Below are 1,599 nucleotides of genomic sequence, written 5' to 3'. Positions count from 1 at the left end.
AGCAGCGGCGACACCCAGCGCAACAGTTTTTTTGCGGTAGTCATAGCGCCTCCTTGTAAAAGCAACTGTCATCCATTTTCCGCTTCCGCCAGATCTGCCTCCAAAAATTCCAGCAGATCGTCGGCGCGTTGGGAAAGGTATTCGCAAATTGACTGGTAATCTGCCTGCCATTGCTCCATCGTCATATTTTCCACATCGGACTCGGTTTCGGTCAGCCAGTCAGCTAACGGCGCCAGCCATGTGGTTTCCACCTTTTGGCGGGTGATGTTGCGGGGCATTTCCGGTTCCAACTGCTCACACCACGCCTCAAAGGCCGGCAAGATATTTTCCGGTGCGTAGGTGGTTTCCATCTCGGTGCGGAAACGCTCCGCAAACATCGTGCGGAATTCTTCGTATTCCCACAGTTTCTGGAACAGCACCTGCTGCATATTATATGTTTCGGCAGTATTATACACTAGATCGGCGATGGGGTCCATAAACCCATAGACCACCGTCATATCCAGATCATTCAACAGAAACCGCCAGCGCCCATCAGAATATTCTTCGGACGCCCCTTCGGTGGCTTTCCACAGAATGGTGTTGCTGGCGGTGCGCAGACCGTCCCAGTTGTTGGCGTACAAGTTGGGAATCACATAGTCGATGTAGGATTCCACATCAAAATGTTCATTGATCCACGCCCATCCGCTTTCGTCGCAAGGCAATTCCCGCAGGATGGCATCCAGCGTATGGATCGAATCCTCCTCGTCCGGTTCCGTAGATGTGCAGATCACCACCGAGTCCGGATCCACATCGTACTGCTGGGCGATAAATTCTGCATTTTTCTTGTTGCGGATGCAGTAGATGCCCCAGTATTCATCCTCCAGATACAAAACCACAGGAATGTTGTACTGAGCCCCCAACGAACCGCCGTACAGATAGTTGTTCCAGAATCCGTCCAGATAAAAATACTGCCAACCGCCGTTGCCGGTACCTTTTAAAGAGAACCCGTCCAGATCATCCTCGTACAGTGCCTGCGAAAGGGTTTCGTTCTTTTGCTGCAGATCCACCGACAGGTTTTTCATGGGGAACCACAGCCTGGAATTTTGCCCTGCAATGGAGATCTGGGTTTCCAGACTTTGCCGCGTCTCGCTGTTCAGAATCTGCACGCGGGCATCGATGCTTTCCCCCGACATAAAGTTGGCGTTCTTACCCAGATTGCCCTGCTGCAGCATCGTATAATAGGTAGCCCCCGGCGTATAGATGCCTTCCGGGCCAAATAGCTCCTGTGCATCGGCCGTAACACTGACCACCGGCAAGGTGTGCTGCTCCACATCGACCCAATAGGTAGCAGCGGTCATTTCTTCCGCCCAATGGCCGTCCTTATACAGCCGCACCGTGATGGTAGTGGCTTTGTCCACCGGCTCCGGTGCATACTGGTAGGCATAGGACTTCAAAAAATCTGAATACCCATACCCAAATCGATTGGGAATGGAGACATACTCATTGGCTTCTCCCACCCTGCTGGTCACCGAAATGGCGCCGGTGTACAGTTTGCCGTTGTCCTTGGGATCACTGCCGTCGGTGGTATAGAAAATCAGCGCATCCGGGTCATCCGCCGTC

At 52.8% G+C, this 1,599-nt stretch carries 1 protein-coding gene; it reads right to left on the bottom strand.

All coding sequences use genetic code 11. The features are described from left to right. Positions 1-68: 68 nt before the first annotated feature. The coding region (locus tag Q0526_RS03385; protein WP_298730857.1) for a CotH kinase family protein at positions 69-1,599 on the bottom strand (1,531 nt) is incomplete at its 5' end.

Source organism: uncultured Subdoligranulum sp., assembly GCF_937890665.1.
The sequence above is the reverse complement of the archived record's forward strand: the minus strand, read 5'-3'. Positions and strand labels throughout refer to the sequence as shown.